Origin of the sequence: Kribbella sp. NBC_00359 (genome assembly GCF_036097425.1) — a bacterium.
GTDB lineage: Bacteria > Actinomycetota > Actinomycetes > Propionibacteriales > Kribbellaceae > Kribbella.
Map to the genome: position 1 here is coordinate 7,384,815 of NZ_CP107975.1, position 16,559 is coordinate 7,401,373.

A 16,559-nucleotide genomic window follows, 5' to 3' on the forward strand; every position below is an offset into this window, starting at 1 on the left:
GATGGGCGGACGTCCTCCACTCGACCTCAATCCCCGGCTCCGCGCCGCCATCGTCGACCGCGTGACATTCGCCGGACAGACCATCGAAACCGGCACGGTCAACTATCGGCTGACTGGGGCTCGCCGACGTCGCCCGGCCCTCGCGGGATCCCACTAACGACTGAGCGGAAATGCGCCAGGACAACCGAATACGCATCGCGGTCGAACGTGAACGGCCCGACGCCGGCGAAGACGGCTTCCTGGTCGAAGGGCTCGTAGTCGTTCTGATAACCGAAGTCGCGCCACACGACCTTGTCATCATCCACTTCGACGACAGCCGTCACCGCGCCGCAGCCAAGATCACCGCATTCGGCACACATATACAAGGCGGTCCGCCCACCCAACGACGGCGGCGCGTCTGCGCCCAGCAGCCGATCGAGGTCCTCCAATGCGATGCCTACCGGCCAATCGGTGACAAGGACGGGCACGTACTCATCGGTCGCGTCGCCATCCTCATCGGTCGCGTCGTCATCGGCGAGGAACGGCCCGAGGATCTGGCCGAGCCGTTGGCCGTCCACGACGAACTCCAGAAAGCGCCGTTCAGTTCGCTGACCACCGGGCGACACTGCACCGTCGGCACGTGTCCCGGGCATCAAGGTCAGCGAGCTGATCACGACAACAAGCTTGCCCGACGAGCAACGGACATCCGCTCACCGGGGCCGAACCAAGCCCTCACAGTGGGGCCAGAACGGGTTGACATCGCCAGCCCGCGACGTAAGAGCGCGGACCAGCGGCGCGGGGTCAACACCCCTTACCCGACCGCACTCCCCCGACGTCAGGCCCACCGCAGAGGACCGCTCATCCAACCGCCGCTGTCGTCACTCCCAACTGCTGAGCCATGGTGTACGCCGTGGCGCCGCGGTCCTCTGCAGCGAAACAGGAGGTCCATGAACTCAGTGAACGCCCGTCCTGTCTCGGACTCCGGGGGCGTGGGTGCGCGGCGCCGGTCGGCATCAACTCCTTCGCGCGTGTCACCTCTTCGTCTGTCAACCGGACCCGCGGCCGTTCCATGAGTGGCTCGGGCTCCGGCGCTCTGGTTGACTCGTCAGGCTGCAGCCCGACAAGAGACGCCTCCGGGACCCTCTCGGCCCGTTGACGCACCATCTCTCGCGAGGCTCAGAGGGTGCCGTTCTGCACCGGAAAGTGGATGACGACCGCACCACCGGTGGCGTAGTTGACGACATCGGCAGCCACCTGCCGGCCCTGCGGAGACGACCTCGCCGCGGTCATTGCCGCAGCGTCAGCGAACTCGGCCTCGAAGACCGCGAAGTACGGCGTCTGTCCCGGCGCCGCTGCCACCTCGAAGCTGTAACGCCACGCGAGCAAGCCGGGCATGCGCGTGACCAGCGGGAGGTGCTTGCTCACGTAGTAGTCGCGGAAGTGGTCGGGATCGGCGGGCTCGGGATACAGGACCATCAGCTTGTGCATAACAACCTCCATTCAGCGGCGAGCGACCACAACATCCCCGGAGATCTCGGGACGGCGCCATAGCGGCACCACCACCTTGATACCCAGTCGGTTGCACAACCTGGTCGTGATCGCCTCACGAAGCCGCTCCCAAAGCGCTTCGGAAATCGAATCGTCAAGGCGCACGATAGTGTGTCGGATATCGAAGCCGCAAGAGGGGACGGAACGACGGATGGCGACACCCAGGCCGGGACGGGCAGTCCGAGGGTCGAGCACCGGCCGGCCGCTGATGGCCGCTCTCGACCTGTTCGGCCGTAGGTGGAACCTGCGGATCGTCTGGGAACTGCGAGACGGGCCGGTCGGGTTCCGTGCGTTGCAGGAGCGCTGCGACAACATGTCCTCCAGCGTGCTGCGGCAACGGCTGACCGAGCTGCTCGACGCCGCCGTTGTCGAACAGCATCCGGACACCACCTACGCCCTCACCGAGCTGGGCCACGGCGCCCACCGCGCACTGCGCCCGCTCGCCCGGTGGTCCGCAGAGTGGGCCGCGACCCTCTCCGCCGCCGGTTCCGAAGACGCCCGCTAGCGCTTCTGATATCGAAGCGCCGACGTCATTCGGAGTGTGCGTTGAGAGAGGCACGGATAACTCCATTGGAACCGCCCCTCACGGCAGGCGGGCAACCCAGTCGCCGCGATGCTGCCGCCCGGGCAGCCACCAATCGGCCTGTTCCGTACCTTCGCCAAGAACCTGCCGATGGCGGAGAAGCGTTGACCTCGCCACCTTCCCATGGAGAGTGACCAGCGGCCGTCTGGTGTCCATCCAATGAGCAAACTGCTGCTCGCCGTGGTAGCGTGCGAGGAGTTATCGCCTATAGAGCGAAAACTAGCTGAATCGAGAACAGGAAGACGAACTCATGCACCTGGCGATCGACACGATCCGGGCCGCCGTCCGCACCGCACTGTCCGAGGACCACGCAGAGAACGACGTGACCACACAATGGAGCGTCCCGTCGCACGTGCACGTCGAGGCCGCGATGATCGCGAAGCAGGCAGGACGAGTGGCGGGCCTACCACTGGTAGAAGGCGTGTACGTCGCGATCGACCCTTCCGTCACGGTGCGACCGGCGGTCGCCGACGGCGACCAGGTTCGCCCCGGGCAGGCGCTGGCGTGGATCAGCGGACCGGCGCGCTCGATCATCACCGGCGAGCGGGCGGCGTTGAACTTCGTCCAGCGGATGTCGGGCATCGCCACGCTGACCTCCGCGTTCGTGACCGCCATCGGCAACCACGACGTCAAACTCCTCGACACCCGCAAGACAGCGCCAGGTCTCCGGGCTCTCGACAAGTACGCGGTGACCTGCGGCGGCGGAACCAACCACAGACTCGACCTCAAGGCCATGGTGCTGCTGAAGGAGAACCACCTGGCCGCCGCAGGTGGCGTCCGCCCGGCCGTCCGAAGGGTGCGCGACGGCATGGCTGCGACCGGCCGGCACCTGGCCGTAGAGGTCGAAGTCACCACCTTGGCCGAAGCCTACGAGGCAATGGACTGCCAGGTCGACTGGATCATGCTGGACAACATGTCCAACGACGTCATGAGGTCAGTGGTCGAGCAGCGTGACGCATCCGGGTCTGGCTGCCGGCTCGAGGCCTCGGGCACCATAAGTCTCAAGACTGTCGCCGACATCGCCGCCAGCGGAGTCGACGCCCTGTCCGTCGGCGCACTGACGCACTCGGCGCCGGCGCTCGACACCAGCCTGCTGATCAGCCCGTTCGAGCATCAGGAGAACACTGTGCGGCCGTGAGCCGGATCATCGGGGTGGGCGCAGCACGGCGAACGGGTCGGTCACCGTCAACTCGCGGGCCACGAACTTGTAGACCGTGGCGGGGCGCCCGCCGGACTGTCCGGGCCGGGCGGTCCGCTCGGTCGGGCCGATCACCTGTCGCCGGGTCAGAACCCGGGTCAGATTGGTCGCGCTGAGCTCATAGCCCAAGGCGGCGCTGAACAGGTCGCGCAACTCGGCGATGGTGAACTCAGCCGGAGCCAGAGCGAACCCGATGTTCGTGTAGGACAGCTTCGCCCGCAGTCGCCCAACGGCGGCGTCGATGAAGTAGTGGTGGTCGAACGCCGTACGCGGCAACTCGTCCACCCGGTGCCAGGCCGTGTCGGCCGGCAGATTCGGCCGCACGTCGGACGGAACCAGCCCGAGGTACGCCGTCGCGAGGACCCGCGCCCGCGGATCGCGATCGATCGCACTGTGGGTGGCCAACTGCTCCAAGTGGGCGACATCACGGACATCGACCTTTGCCGCGAGATGACCGGTGATCGCCTCCCGGAGCCGTTCCGTGGGCCGCACGCCACCCCCGGGCAGCGCCCACCGATACCGGAACGGGCTCTGCCCGCGCTTCCAGAGCAGGACGCACAGGTTGCCGTCGCGGACGGACAGCACCACGGCCAGCACCTCGTGCGGATAGCTGGGGATGTTGACCGGATCACTTTTCTTGGCCACGGGCATGTTGCCGATGGTACCGTCACACCAGTTATCGCCTAACAGGCGAAAACTGGCTGAAGGAAGGAAACAGGCAATGTCCGTTGCCCAGAGCACTGCGACGACCTGGCCGGAAGAGGTGCGACGCCTGGCCCGCGAGCGGGACGCGGTCATCCTCGCCCACAACTATCAGGACCCCGCGATCCAGGATGTGGCCGATCACGTCGGCGACTCGCTCGAACTGTCGCGGATCGCCGCCACCACCGATGCATCGACGATCGTCTTCTGCGGCGTGCACTTCATGGCCGAGACCGCGAAGCTGCTCAGTCCGGACAAGACCGTGCTGATCCCCACGGCCCAGGCCGGATGTTCGCTGGCCGACACGATCGACGCCGATCAGCTGCGGAGCTGGAAGGCCGAGCATCCCGGGGCCGCGGTGGTTGCCTATGTCAACACCAGCGCTGCGGTCAAGGCGGAAGCCGACGTGTGCTGCACGTCGTCGAACGCTGTGGCCGTCGTGGAGTCGATCCCGCCGGACCAGCCGATCCTGTTCCTGCCCGACCAGTTCCTCGGCAACCACGTGCGACGGCAGACCGGGCGCGACAACATCCACGTCTGGATGGGTGAATGCCACGTCCACGCCGGGATCAGTGCGGCCGATCTGCGGGCTCAGGTGGAGGCCGATCCGGCGGCGGAGGTTCTGGTGCACCCGGAGTGCGGCTGCGCGTCCTCGGCGATCTGGCTCGCCGGCGTCGGTGACCTGCCCGCCGACCGGACCCGGATCCTCTCCACCTCCGGGATGCTCGGCGCCGCCCGCGACATGACGGCGAAGACGGCGCTGATCGCGACGGAGATCGGCATGCTCCATCAGTTGCGCAAGGTCAACCAGCACACGACTTTCCGGCCGGTGAACCCGAAGGCCTCGTGCCGCTTCATGAAGATGATCACGCCCGAGCTGCTGCTGCGGTGCCTCCGCGAGGGCCGCGACGAGGTCCAGGTGCCTCTCGACGTAGCCGAACGTGCCCGGCAGTCGGTCGAGCGGATGGTTGCCATCGGCACACCTGGTGGTGCTCGGTGAGACGATCCGCCGACGTCGTCGTCATCGGCAGCGGTGCGGCCGGCCTGTCGTCCGCGCTAGGCCTGGCGGCGACCCGGAACGTACTCGTTGTCAGTGCCGGTTCCGGGAGTACACCCTGGGCACAGGGCGGGATCGCTGCCGCGTACGGCGACGACGACCCGCTCGACCACGCCCACGACACCGAGATCGCCGGCGCAGGATTCTGCGACCCGCGCAATGTCCGCGCACTGGTCGAGGAAGGTCCACAGCGCCTGGCCGAACTGATCGCCCTTGGCGCTCGTTTCGACCGCGACAACGACGGTTCGCTGTCGAGAACCCTCGAAGGTGGCCACGATCGCCACCGGGTCGTCCATGCCGGCGGCGATGCCAGCGGCGCCGAAGTTCATCGGGCGCTCCACCAGGCAGTGCAGCTCGCCGGTGTCCGGACGGTGACAGGACGGGCCGTCGGCCTGGTCAAGTCAGGCTCCGGACACATCGCCGGCGTACTCGTCGAGGAGGCCGCGGAGGTCAGCCAGATCGACGCTCGCGCCGTCGTGCTGGCCACCGGCGGGATCGGCAACGCCTACCTGGCCAGTACGAATCCGTCGACCGTCCGCGGCGACGGCATCGCCCTGGCGCTGCAGGCCGGGGCGTCGCTGGTCGACATGGAGTTCGTGCAGTTCCATCCGACCGCACTCTTCACCGGCGACAGCACGGGTCAGCTGCCCTTGGTCACCGAGGCCGTCCGCGGTGAAGGCGCCGTACTCCGTGACCTGCGCGGCCACCGGATCATGACCGGCGTGCACCCGCGCGCCGACCTCGCTCCGCGGGACATCGTCGCCCGGGCGATCGAGTCGACGATGCGGCGCGACGGGTGTGAGTACGTGTGGCTGGACGCCCGGTCGATCCCGGAGGACACCATCCGCCGGCGGTTCCCGACCGTCCTCGCGTCCTGCCGGCGGATCGGCGTCGACATGCTGCGCGAGCCGATTCCGGTCGCCCCGGCCGAACACTTCCTCTGCGGCGGAATCCGGACGAACCGCGACGGTGCCACCGATGTGCCGGGGCTCTACGCAGTGGGCGAGGTCGCGGGCGGCGGTGTCCACGGTGCCAACAGACTGGCATCCAACAGCCTGCTCGAGGGCCTGGTGTTCGGGCGGCGTGTCGCCACGGCTCTTACCCTCGACCTTCCCTCGGCGTCGTACGGACAGCCGAGCCGGCTGACCTTGGGCGAGGACCGCGAACCGGACAGGATCCGGGCGATCCTGACTGAACACGCCGGTATCCGCCGCGACGGCCCCGGCTTGCAGACCGCCGCCGACGAGCTCGCGTCGGCGGGCGACGGCCCCCTGGCGACGGTGGCACGCACGGTCGTCGCGGCAGCGATCACCCGGGAGGACAGCCGCGGGTGTCACTGGCGCTCCGACCACCCTCGTACCGACGAACGGTGGAACCGGCACCTTGTCATCCGTCTCGACGAGGACGGTCTCCCAGCGGTGCGTGAGCTTCTCCACTCGACCGCAACCTGAGCTCCGCTCGTCCAGCACTCGCAGACTGCCGCAGAGGACGACGGCATCGGAAGGCCGAGAGCGACGGCTCAGAGCCGTGGCGGGCGGCAGCCTTCCCGGTGATCAAGGACACCTTGGTGGACCGCTCGGCCTTCGACCGGATCGTCCAGTCCGGGGGCCATATCACCGCGCCGACAGGCTCCGCGCCCGACGCACACGCCACCGCCGTTCCGAAGCCGGACGCCGACCGTGCCTTCGAGAAACGCCGCCTGCATCGGCTGTGGCGCCTGCGTGGCGGCCTGCCCGAACGGCTCGGCCATATTGTTCACGGCGGCCGCACGACAGCGGCGAGCGCGTCGCCAGTTGTCCCAAGGAGATTCCTTCGTCAGCATCGCCACCCTCGATCGCGAGTACTTACGCGCTGTCTGGCGCCTTCCAGATCCGCTGTAGCCCGCAGTACCTGGTCGTCGCATGCGAGCGGAGCGAGCCACCCGCGGGCGGCAGCCCGCAGATCGCCGGCGGTAGCCGGCAAGTCCGGCGCTGAGCCGGGGGTGGGTGGGAGCGCGCGTAGCAGGTGCGGGAGGGAGCGGAGCGACCGGAGCGTCTGCGTAGCACGCGTGGGTCGGACTACCTGATGCGCATGCCGGAGATGGCTCGGGCTATTACTAGGCGCTGGATTTCTGACGTGCCTTCGAAGATGGTGTAGATCTTGGCGTCTCGGTGCATGCGTTCTACGGGGTATTCGCGGGTGTAGCCGTTGCCGCCGAGGATTTGGATGGCTTCCTCGGTGACGCGGACGGCGACCTCGCCGGCCTTGAGCTTTGCCATCGAGCCTTCGCCGTGGCTGTAGTCGGGAGTTTCGCCGCGCATCAGGGCGGCGGACATGTTGGCGGCGCGCCACACCAGCAGGCGGGCGGCGTCGATCTCCATGGCCATGTCGGCGAGTTTGAAGGCGATGCCCTGGTTGTCGATGATCGGGCGGCCGAACTGTTCGCGGCTCTTGGCGTAATCCAACGCCACCTCATAAGCAGCCCGCGCGATGCCGATCGCCTGGGCGCCGACGATGTGGCGGGTCATCTCGAAGGTGGCCATCGAGGCGTTGCGGCCCTGCCGGCCCTCGCTGGAGCGGGCGCGCGCGAGGCGCTCGTCGAGCTTCTCCTTGCCGCCCAGCACATTCTCGGCCGGGATGCGGACGTTGTCGAAGAAGACGTCCGCGGTGTGTGACGCCCGCAGGCCGTGCTTGCGCAGCTTCGTGCCCTGCTCCAGGCCGCGCACTTCGGACTTGGGTACGACGAAGGCCGCCTGCCCCTTGGTCCCGAGAGACGGATCGACCGTCGCGACGACCACGTGGATGTCCGCGATCCCGCCGTTCGTCGCCCACGCCTTCTGCCCGTTGATCACCCACTCGTCGGTCCGAGCGTCGTACGTCGCCCGCGTACGAATCGCGGACACATCCGAACCCGCGCCAGGCTCCGACGAGCAGAAGGCCGCAACACGCACGTCGTCCGGCGTGCCGTAGCACCGCCCCATCCACTGGCTCCACTGCTCCGGCGTACCGTTCGAGAAGATCGCCGACGACGCCAGGCCGGTGCCCTTGAGCGACATCCCGATGCCGGCGTCACCCCAGAACAGTTCCTCATGGACCAGCGGCATCAGCAGCCCGGACGGATCCACGAACAGGTTCACGTTCGCGTCCAGGCCGTACAGACCGATCTTCGCGGCCTCCTGGATCACCGGCCACGGTGTCTCCTCGCGCTCGTCCCACTCGGCGGCGGCGGGGCGGATCACCTCGGCGGCGAAGGTGTGGGCCCAGTCGCGGATCTCGCGCTGTTCGTCGTTCAGAGCGAGCGAGAACGTGCTCCAGCCCGGCTTGGACCGCTCGGCGCCCAGTTCACCGGCGAGCGCCATCACGTCGGCGGCGACAGTCGCCTTGGGGGTGGTCATCAAACATCCTCCGAAGCAGGGGAAGACTCAACAGCCTGATGTTACCCACGAGTGTAACCGTCGTTTGCACCAGGGGGTACCGGTGTGGCTAAGATCGAGCCATGAGCTCCGCGCTGCTCGCGATCGGACGCCGCCGGACCACGGCGGAGCGTCGTCGCGACCGGGAGCGGGACATCATCCGGGCGACCCGGGAGCTGTTCGACGAGCGCGGCACGATCGACGCACAGATCGACGATATCGCCAAGCGGGTCGGCATCAACAAGGCGCTGATCTACCGGCACTTCGCCGGCAAGGAGGAGCTGTTCGCGCTCACCCTGGTCGACTACCTGGCCGAGCTGGACGACCGCCTGTCCACAACAGACAACCCGCGCAAGGCACCGCTCAACCGGCTGAAAGCACTGAGTGAGGTCTTCGTCGACTTCTGCCTCGAGTATCCGGCGTTCGCGGACTGCGCGATGAGCCTGCTCCGCCGGACCGGTGAGGAACTGTTCGGCGAGATCACCGAGCCGGTGATGATGAAGCTCGGTACGGCGATGGCCACGGCGCTGGAGCGGATCGCGGCGATCCTCAAGGCCGGGCAGCGGTCAGGTGTGTTCGACGACGTAGACACCGACTACCTGGCCAACCACCTGTACACGCAGACGCTCGGATCGTTGCACATGGCAAGGGTCGGGTTGATCGTGTCGAGCGGTCAGCCGGGGCATCCGGTCGTGCATCATGCCGATATCGCCACCGTCCGGGCGACCGCGATCACCGCCACCCTCGCGACCGCGGTAGGCCGAAAAGCTCTCAACCACAGCAGCCGGGCTCCGAGAAGCAGAACCACCAGAGCAGGAGAGACATCGTGACCGAACCTCGCAAGGTGGCCGTTGTCGCCGGGAACAGGATTCCGTTCGCCCGGCAGGACAAGACCTACCGGCACGCCTCCAACTCCGACATGCTCACCGCCGCGCTCAACGGCCTGGTCGATCGGACCGGCCTCGGCGGCCAGGAGCTCGGTGAAGTGGTCGCCGGCGCGGTGCTGAAGCACGCCCGCGACTGGAACATGGTCCGCGAGGTGGTCCTCGGCTCGAAGCTCGCCCCGACGACCCCGGCGTACGACATCCAGCAGGCCTGCGGCACCGGTCTGGAGGCGGCCATCCTGGTCGCCAACAAGATCGCCCTCGGCCAGATCGAGGCCGGCATCGCGGGCGGTGTCGACACCGCGTCCGACGCGCCGATCGCGGTCAACGACCGCCTCCGCAGCATCCTGCTCGACCTCAACCGGGCCAAGACCTACCCGGATCGCCTCCGGGTCCTCGCGCGCGTCCGTCCGAAGGACGTCGTACCGGAGATCCCGCGCAACGCCGAGCCGCGGACCGGGAAGTCGATGGGCGACCACGCGGCCCTGACCGCGCTCGAGTGGGGCATCACGCGGGAGGCGCAGGACGAGCTCGCGTACCGCTCCCACATCAACCTCGCCAAGAGCTACGACCGCGGCTTCCAGCAGGACCTGATCACGCCGTACCTGGGCCTCGAGAAGGACCAGAACCTCCGCCCCGACACCTCGCTGGAGAAGCTCGCCACGCTCAAGACGGTGTACGGCAAGGGCGAGACCGCGACGATGACGGCCGGCAACTCGACCCCGCTCACCGACGGTGCGTCGACCGTACTGCTGGCGACCGATGAGTGGGCCACGAGGCACAGCCTCAGGCCCCTCGCCTACCTGACCCACTCGCAGACCGCGGCGGTGGACTACGTGAAGGGCGCCGAGGGATTGCTGATGGCTCCGGCGTACGCCGTTCCACGCATGCTGGCCAGGGCCGGACTGACGCTGCAGGACTTCGACTACTACGAGATCCACGAGGCGTTCGCATCCCAGGTGCTCGCCACCTTGAAGGCATGGGAGGATCCGATCTTCTGCAAGGAGCGGCTCGGCCTGGACGCGCCGCTCGGTGAGATCGACCGGGACAAGCTGAACGTGAACGGCAGCTCGCTCGCCGCGGGCCACCCGTTCGCGGCGACCGGCGGGCGGATCGTGGCCGCGCTGGCCAAGCAACTGGACGAGAACGGCGGCGGCCGGGGCCTGATCTCGATCTGCGCCGCGGGCGGCCAGGGTGTCGTCGCCATCCTCGAGAAGTAGGAGCTGAGATGACGGATCGCTACCAGACCTTCACCCGGACGCCGCTCGGCCAGACCCTGGTGAAGAACCTGGGTCTGCCCGACCCGGCACCGCTGCCGCGCTGGACCGAGGGTTCGCCGGTGATCGACGGGCCGGTGGTGTTCGGCGGGATCTCCGAGACCGACACCGGCAAGGCGATCCAGGCGCTGCTGCGGGACATCGGAGCCTCCTTCAGTACGGCGACCGAGGGCGTGGCGTCGAGCGAGATCCGGCCGAAGGCGCTCGTCTTCGACGCGACGGGCGCGACGTCGACGGCCGAGCTCACCAGCCTGCAGCGCTTCTTCTCCCCCGTCATCCGCCAGCTGGCGCCGGCCGGGCGGGTGATCGTCATCGGCCGTACGCCGGAGCTCGCCCAGTCGACCGAGCAGCACATCGCACAGCGCGCACTGGAGGGCTTCACCCGCTCGCTCGGCAAGGAGGTCAAGCGCGGCGCCACAGTCAATCTCGTGTACGTCGCCCCGGACGCGCACGAGCAGCTGGATTCGACCCTCCGCTTCTTCCTCTCCCCCAAGTCGGCGTACGTCGACGGCCAAGTCGCGCGGATCGGGACCGGACCACTGGTCAGCAACGACTCGGCCCGCCCACTGGCCGGCCGGGTCGCAGTGGTGACCGGCGCGGCCCGCGGGATCGGCGCGTCGATCGCCAACACGCTGGCCCGGGACGGCGCGACCGTGATCGGCGTCGACGTACCGCAGAACGCGGACGCCCTGCGCAAGGTGATCTCGAAGATCGGCGGCACCGAGCTCCTCCTCGACGTGACCGCGGTCGACGCACCGCAGCGGATCGGGGCGCACGCACAAGAGCAGCACGGCGGGCTCGACATCGTCGTCCACAACGCCGGCATCACCCGGGACAAGCGGCTGGCCAACATGCGCACCGACGCGTGGGACGCCGTCCTCGACGTGAACCTGCGCGCCCCCGAGCGGATCACGAAGCATCTGGTCGAGTCCGGAGAGCTGAGGGACGGCGGCTCGATCATCGGCGTCGCTTCGATCGCGGGCATAGCCGGCAACAACGGCCAGACGAACTACGCGACCTCGAAGGCCGGCGTGATCGGCCTGGTCCAGGCGCTCGCGCCGACGCTGACCGACCGGCAGATCCGGATCAACGCGGTGGCGCCCGGCTTCATCGAGACCGAGATGACCGCGAAGGTCCCGTTCGCGATTCGCGAGGTCGGCCGCCGGATCAACTCGCTGCAGCAGGGCGGGCTGCCGATCGACGTGGCCGAGACGATCGCCTGGTTCGCCGACCCGGCGTCGGCGGGTGTGACCGGCAACGTGGTTCGCGTCTGCGGCCAGAGCATGCTGGGCGCCTGACATGCCGACCCGACGGTACGACGACTCCCCCGGCTTCGGGTCGCTCTACGCGCGGACGGTCAAAGCCACGCTGCGACGGGCCGACTACGAGCCGGACGCGGACGGCCTCACGCTGGAGCTCCCTCGCTCCGCGATCGACCAGGACCACTTGTCGGCGTACCGGGATGTCACCGGGTTCCCGGCCGGCCCGGCGCTGCCGGCGACGTACCCGCATGTGCTCGCGTTCCCGCTGCACCTGGACCTGATGTCCGACCCCTCGTTCCCGTACAAGCCGATGGGGATCGTGCACCTGTCCAACACGATCAGCCAGCGGCAGCCGATCCCGATCCACGCGGAACCGGCGATCCGGGTGCACAGTACGCCGGAACGCCCGCACCCGAACGGGACGGTGTTCGACGTCGTCAGCGAGGTGCGTGTCAACGGCGAGCTGGTGTGGACCGATCTCACCACGCTGCTCAGTCGCACGTCCGGGACGGAGTCGGCGCACGTCGACCTGCTGAAGGACCCCGAGCTGGACCCGACCGCGTGGTGGGACCTGCGCGGCAACCTCGGCCGCCGGTACGCCGCCGCGTCCGGCGACCGGAACCCGATCCACCTGTTCAAGCTGACCGCTCAGGCGTTCGGGTTCCCGCGCCAGATCGCGCACGGCATGTGGGCCAAGGCCGCCGCGCTCGCCTCGATCGAGCGCGGCGGGAAGCTGCCGGACACCTTCACCGTCCGCGTCGACTTCCGCAAGCCGCTGCTGCTGCCGTCGCGGGTGCAGTTCGGCTACCAGCAGACCGGCAAGACCACCGACTTCGCCCTGTACGACGAACAGCACGAGCTCACCCACCTGATCGGCCAACTGCAAGCACAGTGACCCGATCCGCCCACCCACTCGACTCCGACTGGAACGTGGAGGACACTCCGAACCATAGGAGGGGTGGACATGATTGGAGCACTGCTACTCGGCCTGGTCTGCGGCGCCTTGGCCCGGATGCTCGTCCCCCGTGACGCCTTCCGGCACATGAGCGGGCCGAAGTCCTGGTTGGTTTCGATCGGACTCGGCCTGCTCGGCGCCTTGCTCGGCTACGTGATCTTCACGCTGGGCCTCGGCATCGGTGACGACGACATCTTCGACTGGGGCGGACTCCTGAGTGCGCTGATCGGGACGATCATCGTGGTTCCGATCGCGACCTGGATCCTGCGACGGCGCGCACAGCATCCGGCCTGACCTCGCCCGCCGAGCGGAGTGCGGGAGGTTGGCAGTCGTCGCGGAGGTCGTCGAGGACCTGCCCGATCTCAGCCGGGTCGAGCTGCTGACCATCCCGTCGGCGTACGGCGATGAGACCGGCCGCCGCCTCGCGGGCACCGATGACGGCCTGGTACGGCGCCAACCGGTTCTCGCGGATCCGGGCACCGAGACTGCCTTCGTCCGCGTGCGCGACCTCGACCCGCAACCCCCGGTCCACCGCGCGCCGGGCGACTTCGGCGGCGACCTTCTCCTCGTCGTCGGAGATCGGGATTACGACGAGCTGAACCGGCGCGAGCCAGGCCGGGAACGCACCGCCGTGCACCTCGATCAGCTGCGCGACCACGCGTTCGATACTGCCCACGATCGCGCGGTGCACCATCACCGGACGGTGCTTGTTGCCGTCGGCACCGACGTACTCGAGGCCGAACCGCTCCGGCTGATGGAAGTCGATCTGCACGGTCGACAGGCTGAACTCGCGGCCGGCCGAATCCTCCATCTGGATGTCGATCTTCGGTCCGTAGAACGCGGCGTCCCCGGGCGAGTCCTCGTAGTCCACGCCGGCGTTGTCGAGAACCTCACGAAGGAGTCGCGCGGCGTCGGACCAGCTCGCGGCATCACCGACGTACTTGCTGGCCGGGCTGTCGAAGTCGGCGTCTTCGGCGGGCAGTGCCAGGACGTAGCGGGACGGGCTGATCTCCATGTCGCTGTAGGCCTGGTTGATGAGAGCGAGCGCGTTCCCGGCCTCCTCGGCGACCTGGTCGAGGCGGCAGAAGATGTGCGCGTCGTTGAGTTGCATCGCGCGGACCCGGCTCAGGCCGCCGATCGCGCCGGAGAGCTCGGCGCGATACTGGCCGCCGAGCTCGGAGATCCGCAGTGGCAGCTCGCGGTAGCTGTGGGAGCGGGAGCGGTACATGAGCGCGTGGTGTGGACAGATGCTCGGCCGTAGGACCAGTTGCTCACCGCCCATATCCATCGGCGGGTACATGTCCTCGTGATACTTGGCCCAGTGACCCGAGATCTCGTACAGCTCACGCTTGGCGAGCACGGGCGAATAGACCTGCTGGTAGCCGGCTCTTCGTTCCACCTCGGCGATGTAGCTCTCCAAGGCGCGACGGATCGCGGCACCGGCGGGCAGCCAGTAGGGCAGGCCCGCGCCGATCAGCGGGTCGGAGTCGAACAGGCCGAGTTCACGGCCCAGCTTGCGGTGGTCGTACATGGTGTTCCTCCACGAGTTGGGGGCGAGCAACCCACGGAAGGCACGACAAAGCCCCGGGGCACTCGCCCCGGGGCTTTGTCAGACAGTCAGGTGTCAGCGCGCCGGGACGAACTCCGGCGTCGTCGTCACTACTGCGCGCTGCAACATGCCTCCACGATATCAGAGCTCACTGGACCGCTCTACAGATCTTTGTCCAGGTCGAGGCCGACGGGACGGATGAGACCTTCCTGGGCCACCGAGGCGACGAGACGGCCGTCGGCCGAGTAGAGGCGGCCGGTCGCGAAGCCGCGCGCACCGGAGGCGGACGGCGACGCCTGGTCGTAGAGGAGCCACTCGTCGGCGCGGAACTCGCGATGGAACCAGAGCGCATGGTCCAGCGACGCGGGCTGGATCCGGCGGTCGCCGATCACGATGCCGTGCGGCAGCAAGCTTGCCCCGAGCAACGTCAGGTCGCTCGCATACGCGAGAACGCAAGCGTGCAAGGCCGGATCGTCAGGAAGCTTGCCAGCAGCCCTGATCCAGAACTGGCGGCCGGTGACTCCGGCCAGGCGTACGTCGAGGGCCGCCCACTCCTTGTCCCAGTCGGCGGCCGAGCGGCCCGACCGAGCCTCGAGGACGGTCGCCAGCCGCGGCGCCTCCTCAGGCGGTACGACGTCGTCCGGCATCGGATCCTGGTGGTCGAGACCGGGCTCGGGGCGCTGGAACGACGCCGACATGTAGAAGATCGGCTTCCCGTTCTGCGACGCGACCACGCGGCGGCTGCTGAACGAGCCGCCGTCGCGCGTCGGCTCCGGGCGGTAGACGATCGGTACGGCGGTGTCGCCGGCGCGCAGGAAGTAGCCGTGCAGCGAGTGCACGACGCGCTCGGGGTCGACGGTCCGGCTCGCGGCGGCCAGCGCCTGACCCAGCACCTGGCCGCCGAACACCCGTTGCATCGACGTGTCGGGCTGACGCCCCCGGAACAGGTCGACGTCGATCATCTCCAGGTCGAGCAGCTCGACCAGATCCTCCAGCGACTCAGGCATGCCTCATCCTGACAGGCGGGGCCTCGCCCAAGAACCGGGGGCCTGGGACAAGAAACAACCTGCCCCAGGCCCCCAGAACCTGTCCGAGCCCCGCCCGTTGTCCGAGCGCTGGGACCAACGCCCCGCCGCGGTCGGCGGAGTTGCCGTCCTGGCTGGTGGCCGGGTTACTCGTCGTCGTTGCGGTTGAGTTCGGCCAGGAACTGTTCGACCTCGGCGCCGAGCTCTTCGGCCGACGGGGTGGAGTCGGCCAGGAGGCTCTTGCGGCTCAGGGAGCCCGCGGCTGCGTCGTACTGGGTCTCGAGGGCGTTCACCACCGCGCTCGCGTCCTCCGATGCCTCGACCTGCTCGTCGACAAGCCGGCCGGTGACGGCGGCCTCGTCGAGCAGGGCCTTGCTAGGGAGGAGCAGGCCTGTCGCGGCGGAGATCGCGTGCACGAGGGCCAGCGCGGCACCCGGGAAGCGGTTCTCGGCCAGGTAGTGCGGCACGTGGACCGCGAAGCCCATCGCGTCCTTGCCGGCCTCGCCCAGGCGCACCTGCAGCATCGTGCCGGCGCTCGCGGGCAGCCGCATCTCGCCGTCCCAGATGTTCGAGCGGGTGACCAGCTCGGGCCGGGTCGCGTGCGCGGTCAGGCCGAGCGGACGGGTGTGCGGGACGCCCATCGGGATGCCGTGGACGCCGACCGTCAGCGTCACGTTGTACAGCTCGATCAGCTGGCGGACCGCGCCGGCGAACCGGTCCCACTGGTTGTCCGGCTCGACACCTTCGAGCAGCAGGAACTCGACACCGGCGTCGTCGGTGAGCAGATGCAGGCTCAGGTGCGGCGGTGTGTAGTCGATGAACCGGTCCTCGGCGAACGTCACCTCAGGCCGCCGCGCCCGGTAGTCGTGCAGGAGATCGATGTCGAACCGCGCGAGCAGCCGGTTGTCCAGCACCTCGAGCAGGTGGTCGGCCGTGACCCGGCCCGCCTGCCCCGCGTCCATGAACCCGTCCAGCGAATGCACCAGCACCTTCGGCGTCGCCGCCGGGCCGGTCGCCACCGACTCGTCGACGATCTCGTAGAGGTCGTCCGGTCGCAGCATGGTCGTCTCCTTCACACAGTGGCCAACAGGGCGGGTAGGCTCCTCTATCCTGCCCTCTCACCTGTTAACGCCTGAGATGCGGGCCCA

At 68.4% G+C, this 16,559-nt stretch carries 16 protein-coding genes and 1 pseudogene; 10 read left to right on the top strand and 7 right to left on the bottom strand.

Going from position 1 to position 16,559, the window contains the following annotated elements; genetic code table 11:
• Window positions 1–98 precede the first annotated feature (98 nt).
• Both OG876_RS35880 and OG876_RS35885 read right to left on the bottom strand, forming a co-directional pair.
• Entirely contained in the window at window positions 99–653 is a 555-nt protein-coding gene (locus tag OG876_RS35880) for a hypothetical protein (protein ID WP_328521154.1), read from the bottom strand.
• A 502-nt stretch (window positions 654–1,155) separates the two neighbouring features.
• Window positions 1,156–1,467 carry an EthD family reductase gene (locus OG876_RS35885; RefSeq protein WP_328521155.1) on the bottom strand — a complete coding sequence of 104 codons (312 nt, stop codon included), beginning with the start codon at window positions 1,465–1,467 and terminating at the stop codon, window positions 1,156–1,158.
• A 211-nt stretch (window positions 1,468–1,678) separates the two neighbouring features.
• On the opposite strand from OG876_RS35885, the gene OG876_RS35890 reads away from it, so the two are divergent.
• The gene (locus OG876_RS35890) at window positions 1,679–2,032 is read left to right on the top strand and encodes a winged helix-turn-helix transcriptional regulator (protein WP_328521156.1); all 354 of its coding nucleotides are present in this window, start codon (window positions 1,679–1,681) and stop codon (window positions 2,030–2,032) included.
• Between the two features lie 328 nt (window positions 2,033–2,360).
• Window positions 2,361–3,248 carry a carboxylating nicotinate-nucleotide diphosphorylase gene (gene nadC / locus OG876_RS35895; protein ID WP_328521157.1) on the top strand — a complete coding sequence of 296 codons (888 nt, stop codon included), beginning with the start codon at window positions 2,361–2,363 and terminating at the stop codon, window positions 3,246–3,248.
• Window positions 3,249–3,254: 6 nt separating this feature from the next.
• On the opposite strand, the gene OG876_RS35900 is transcribed toward nadC, so the two are convergent.
• A complete protein-coding gene (locus tag OG876_RS35900) occupies window positions 3,255–3,959 on the bottom strand; it encodes an NUDIX hydrolase (protein ID WP_328521158.1) in 705 nt (234 codons plus the stop codon).
• A gap of 70 nt (window positions 3,960–4,029) precedes the next feature.
• On the opposite strand from OG876_RS35900, the gene nadA reads away from it, so the two are divergent.
• The 3 genes and pseudogenes from nadA to OG876_RS35915 form a co-directional block, all read left to right on the top strand.
• Window positions 4,030–5,010: a quinolinate synthase NadA gene (nadA, locus tag OG876_RS35905; RefSeq protein WP_328521159.1), complete on the top strand. Its 981-nt coding sequence runs from the start codon at window positions 4,030–4,032 to the stop codon at window positions 5,008–5,010.
• Window positions 5,007–6,518, top strand: a complete 1,512-nt coding sequence (gene nadB / locus OG876_RS35910; protein WP_328521160.1) for an L-aspartate oxidase — start codon at window positions 5,007–5,009, stop codon at window positions 6,516–6,518. Before nadA ends, nadB begins: the two co-directional genes overlap by 4 nt.
• A 44-nt stretch (window positions 6,519–6,562) precedes the next feature.
• Window positions 6,563–6,833, top strand: a pseudogene (locus tag OG876_RS35915) (4Fe-4S dicluster domain-containing protein); the annotation flags it as partial.
• Window positions 6,834–7,124: 291 nt separating this feature from the next.
• On the opposite strand, the gene OG876_RS35920 reads toward OG876_RS35915, so the two are convergent.
• Window positions 7,125–8,441: an acyl-CoA dehydrogenase family protein gene (locus tag OG876_RS35920; protein WP_328521161.1), complete on the bottom strand. Its 1,317-nt coding sequence runs from the start codon at window positions 8,439–8,441 to the stop codon at window positions 7,125–7,127.
• A gap of 101 nt (window positions 8,442–8,542) precedes the next feature.
• Between OG876_RS35920 and OG876_RS35925 the strand changes: the two genes are divergently transcribed.
• From OG876_RS35925 to OG876_RS35945, 5 genes are all read left to right on the top strand, one after another.
• The gene (locus OG876_RS35925; RefSeq protein WP_328521162.1) at window positions 8,543–9,289 is read left to right on the top strand and encodes a TetR/AcrR family transcriptional regulator; all 747 of its coding nucleotides are present in this window, start codon (window positions 8,543–8,545) and stop codon (window positions 9,287–9,289) included.
• Window positions 9,286–10,563, top strand: a complete 1,278-nt coding sequence (locus OG876_RS35930) for an acetyl-CoA C-acetyltransferase (protein ID WP_328521163.1) — start codon at window positions 9,286–9,288, stop codon at window positions 10,561–10,563. Before OG876_RS35925 ends, OG876_RS35930 begins: the two co-directional genes overlap by 4 nt.
• Before the next feature lie 8 nt (window positions 10,564–10,571).
• Entirely contained in the window at window positions 10,572–11,918 is a 1,347-nt protein-coding gene (locus OG876_RS35935; RefSeq protein ID WP_328521164.1) for a 3-oxoacyl-ACP reductase, read from the top strand.
• Between the two features lies 1 nt (window position 11,919).
• Window positions 11,920–12,777 carry a MaoC/PaaZ C-terminal domain-containing protein gene (locus tag OG876_RS35940; protein WP_328521165.1) on the top strand — a complete coding sequence of 286 codons (858 nt, stop codon included), beginning with the start codon at window positions 11,920–11,922 and terminating at the stop codon, window positions 12,775–12,777.
• Window positions 12,778–12,846: 69 nt separating this feature from the next.
• Window positions 12,847–13,131: a GlsB/YeaQ/YmgE family stress response membrane protein gene (locus OG876_RS35945; protein WP_328521166.1), complete on the top strand. Its 285-nt coding sequence runs from the start codon at window positions 12,847–12,849 to the stop codon at window positions 13,129–13,131.
• Here the strand turns inward: OG876_RS35945 and thrS are convergent.
• The 3 genes from thrS to OG876_RS35960 form a co-directional block, all read right to left on the bottom strand.
• A complete protein-coding gene (gene thrS, locus OG876_RS35950) occupies window positions 13,073–14,368 on the bottom strand; it encodes a threonine--tRNA ligase (protein WP_328521167.1) in 1,296 nt (431 codons plus the stop codon). The two genes, OG876_RS35945 and thrS, sit on opposite strands and share 59 nt — an antisense overlap.
• Window positions 14,369–14,547: 179 nt before the next feature.
• Entirely contained in the window at window positions 14,548–15,393 is an 846-nt protein-coding gene (locus OG876_RS35955; RefSeq protein ID WP_328521168.1) for an acyl-CoA thioesterase, read from the bottom strand.
• Between the two features lie 164 nt (window positions 15,394–15,557).
• The gene (locus tag OG876_RS35960) at window positions 15,558–16,472 is read right to left on the bottom strand and encodes a proteasome assembly chaperone family protein (RefSeq protein ID WP_328521169.1); all 915 of its coding nucleotides are present in this window, start codon (window positions 16,470–16,472) and stop codon (window positions 15,558–15,560) included.
• Window positions 16,473–16,559: the final 87 nt, after the last annotated feature.

Bases quoted from the DNA above. Each gene is read 5' to 3' on its own strand.
- OG876_RS35885 (WP_328521155.1), bottom strand. From the start codon at position 1,467: ATGCACAAGCTGATGGTCCTGTATCCCGAGCCCGCCGATCCCGACCAC.
- OG876_RS35890 (WP_328521156.1), top strand. From the start codon at position 1,679: ATGGCGACACCCAGGCCGGGACGGGCAGTCCGAGGGTCGAGCACCGGC.
- nadC (WP_328521157.1), top strand. From the start codon at position 2,361: ATGCACCTGGCGATCGACACGATCCGGGCCGCCGTCCGCACCGCACTG.
- OG876_RS35900 (WP_328521158.1), bottom strand. From the start codon at position 3,959: ATGCCCGTGGCCAAGAAAAGTGATCCGGTCAACATCCCCAGCTATCCG.
- nadA (WP_328521159.1), top strand. From the start codon at position 4,030: ATGTCCGTTGCCCAGAGCACTGCGACGACCTGGCCGGAAGAGGTGCGA.
- OG876_RS35920 (WP_328521161.1), bottom strand. From the start codon at position 8,441: ATGACCACCCCCAAGGCGACTGTCGCCGCCGACGTGATGGCGCTCGCC.
- OG876_RS35925 (WP_328521162.1), top strand. From the start codon at position 8,543: ATGAGCTCCGCGCTGCTCGCGATCGGACGCCGCCGGACCACGGCGGAG.
- OG876_RS35935 (WP_328521164.1), top strand. From the start codon at position 10,572: ATGACGGATCGCTACCAGACCTTCACCCGGACGCCGCTCGGCCAGACC.
- OG876_RS35940 (WP_328521165.1), top strand. From the start codon at position 11,920: ATGCCGACCCGACGGTACGACGACTCCCCCGGCTTCGGGTCGCTCTAC.
- OG876_RS35945 (WP_328521166.1), top strand. From the start codon at position 12,847: ATGATTGGAGCACTGCTACTCGGCCTGGTCTGCGGCGCCTTGGCCCGG.
- thrS (WP_328521167.1), bottom strand. From the start codon at position 14,368: ATGTACGACCACCGCAAGCTGGGCCGTGAACTCGGCCTGTTCGACTCC.
- OG876_RS35955 (WP_328521168.1), bottom strand. From the start codon at position 15,393: ATGCCTGAGTCGCTGGAGGATCTGGTCGAGCTGCTCGACCTGGAGATG.
- OG876_RS35960 (WP_328521169.1), bottom strand. From the start codon at position 16,472: ATGCTGCGACCGGACGACCTCTACGAGATCGTCGACGAGTCGGTGGCG.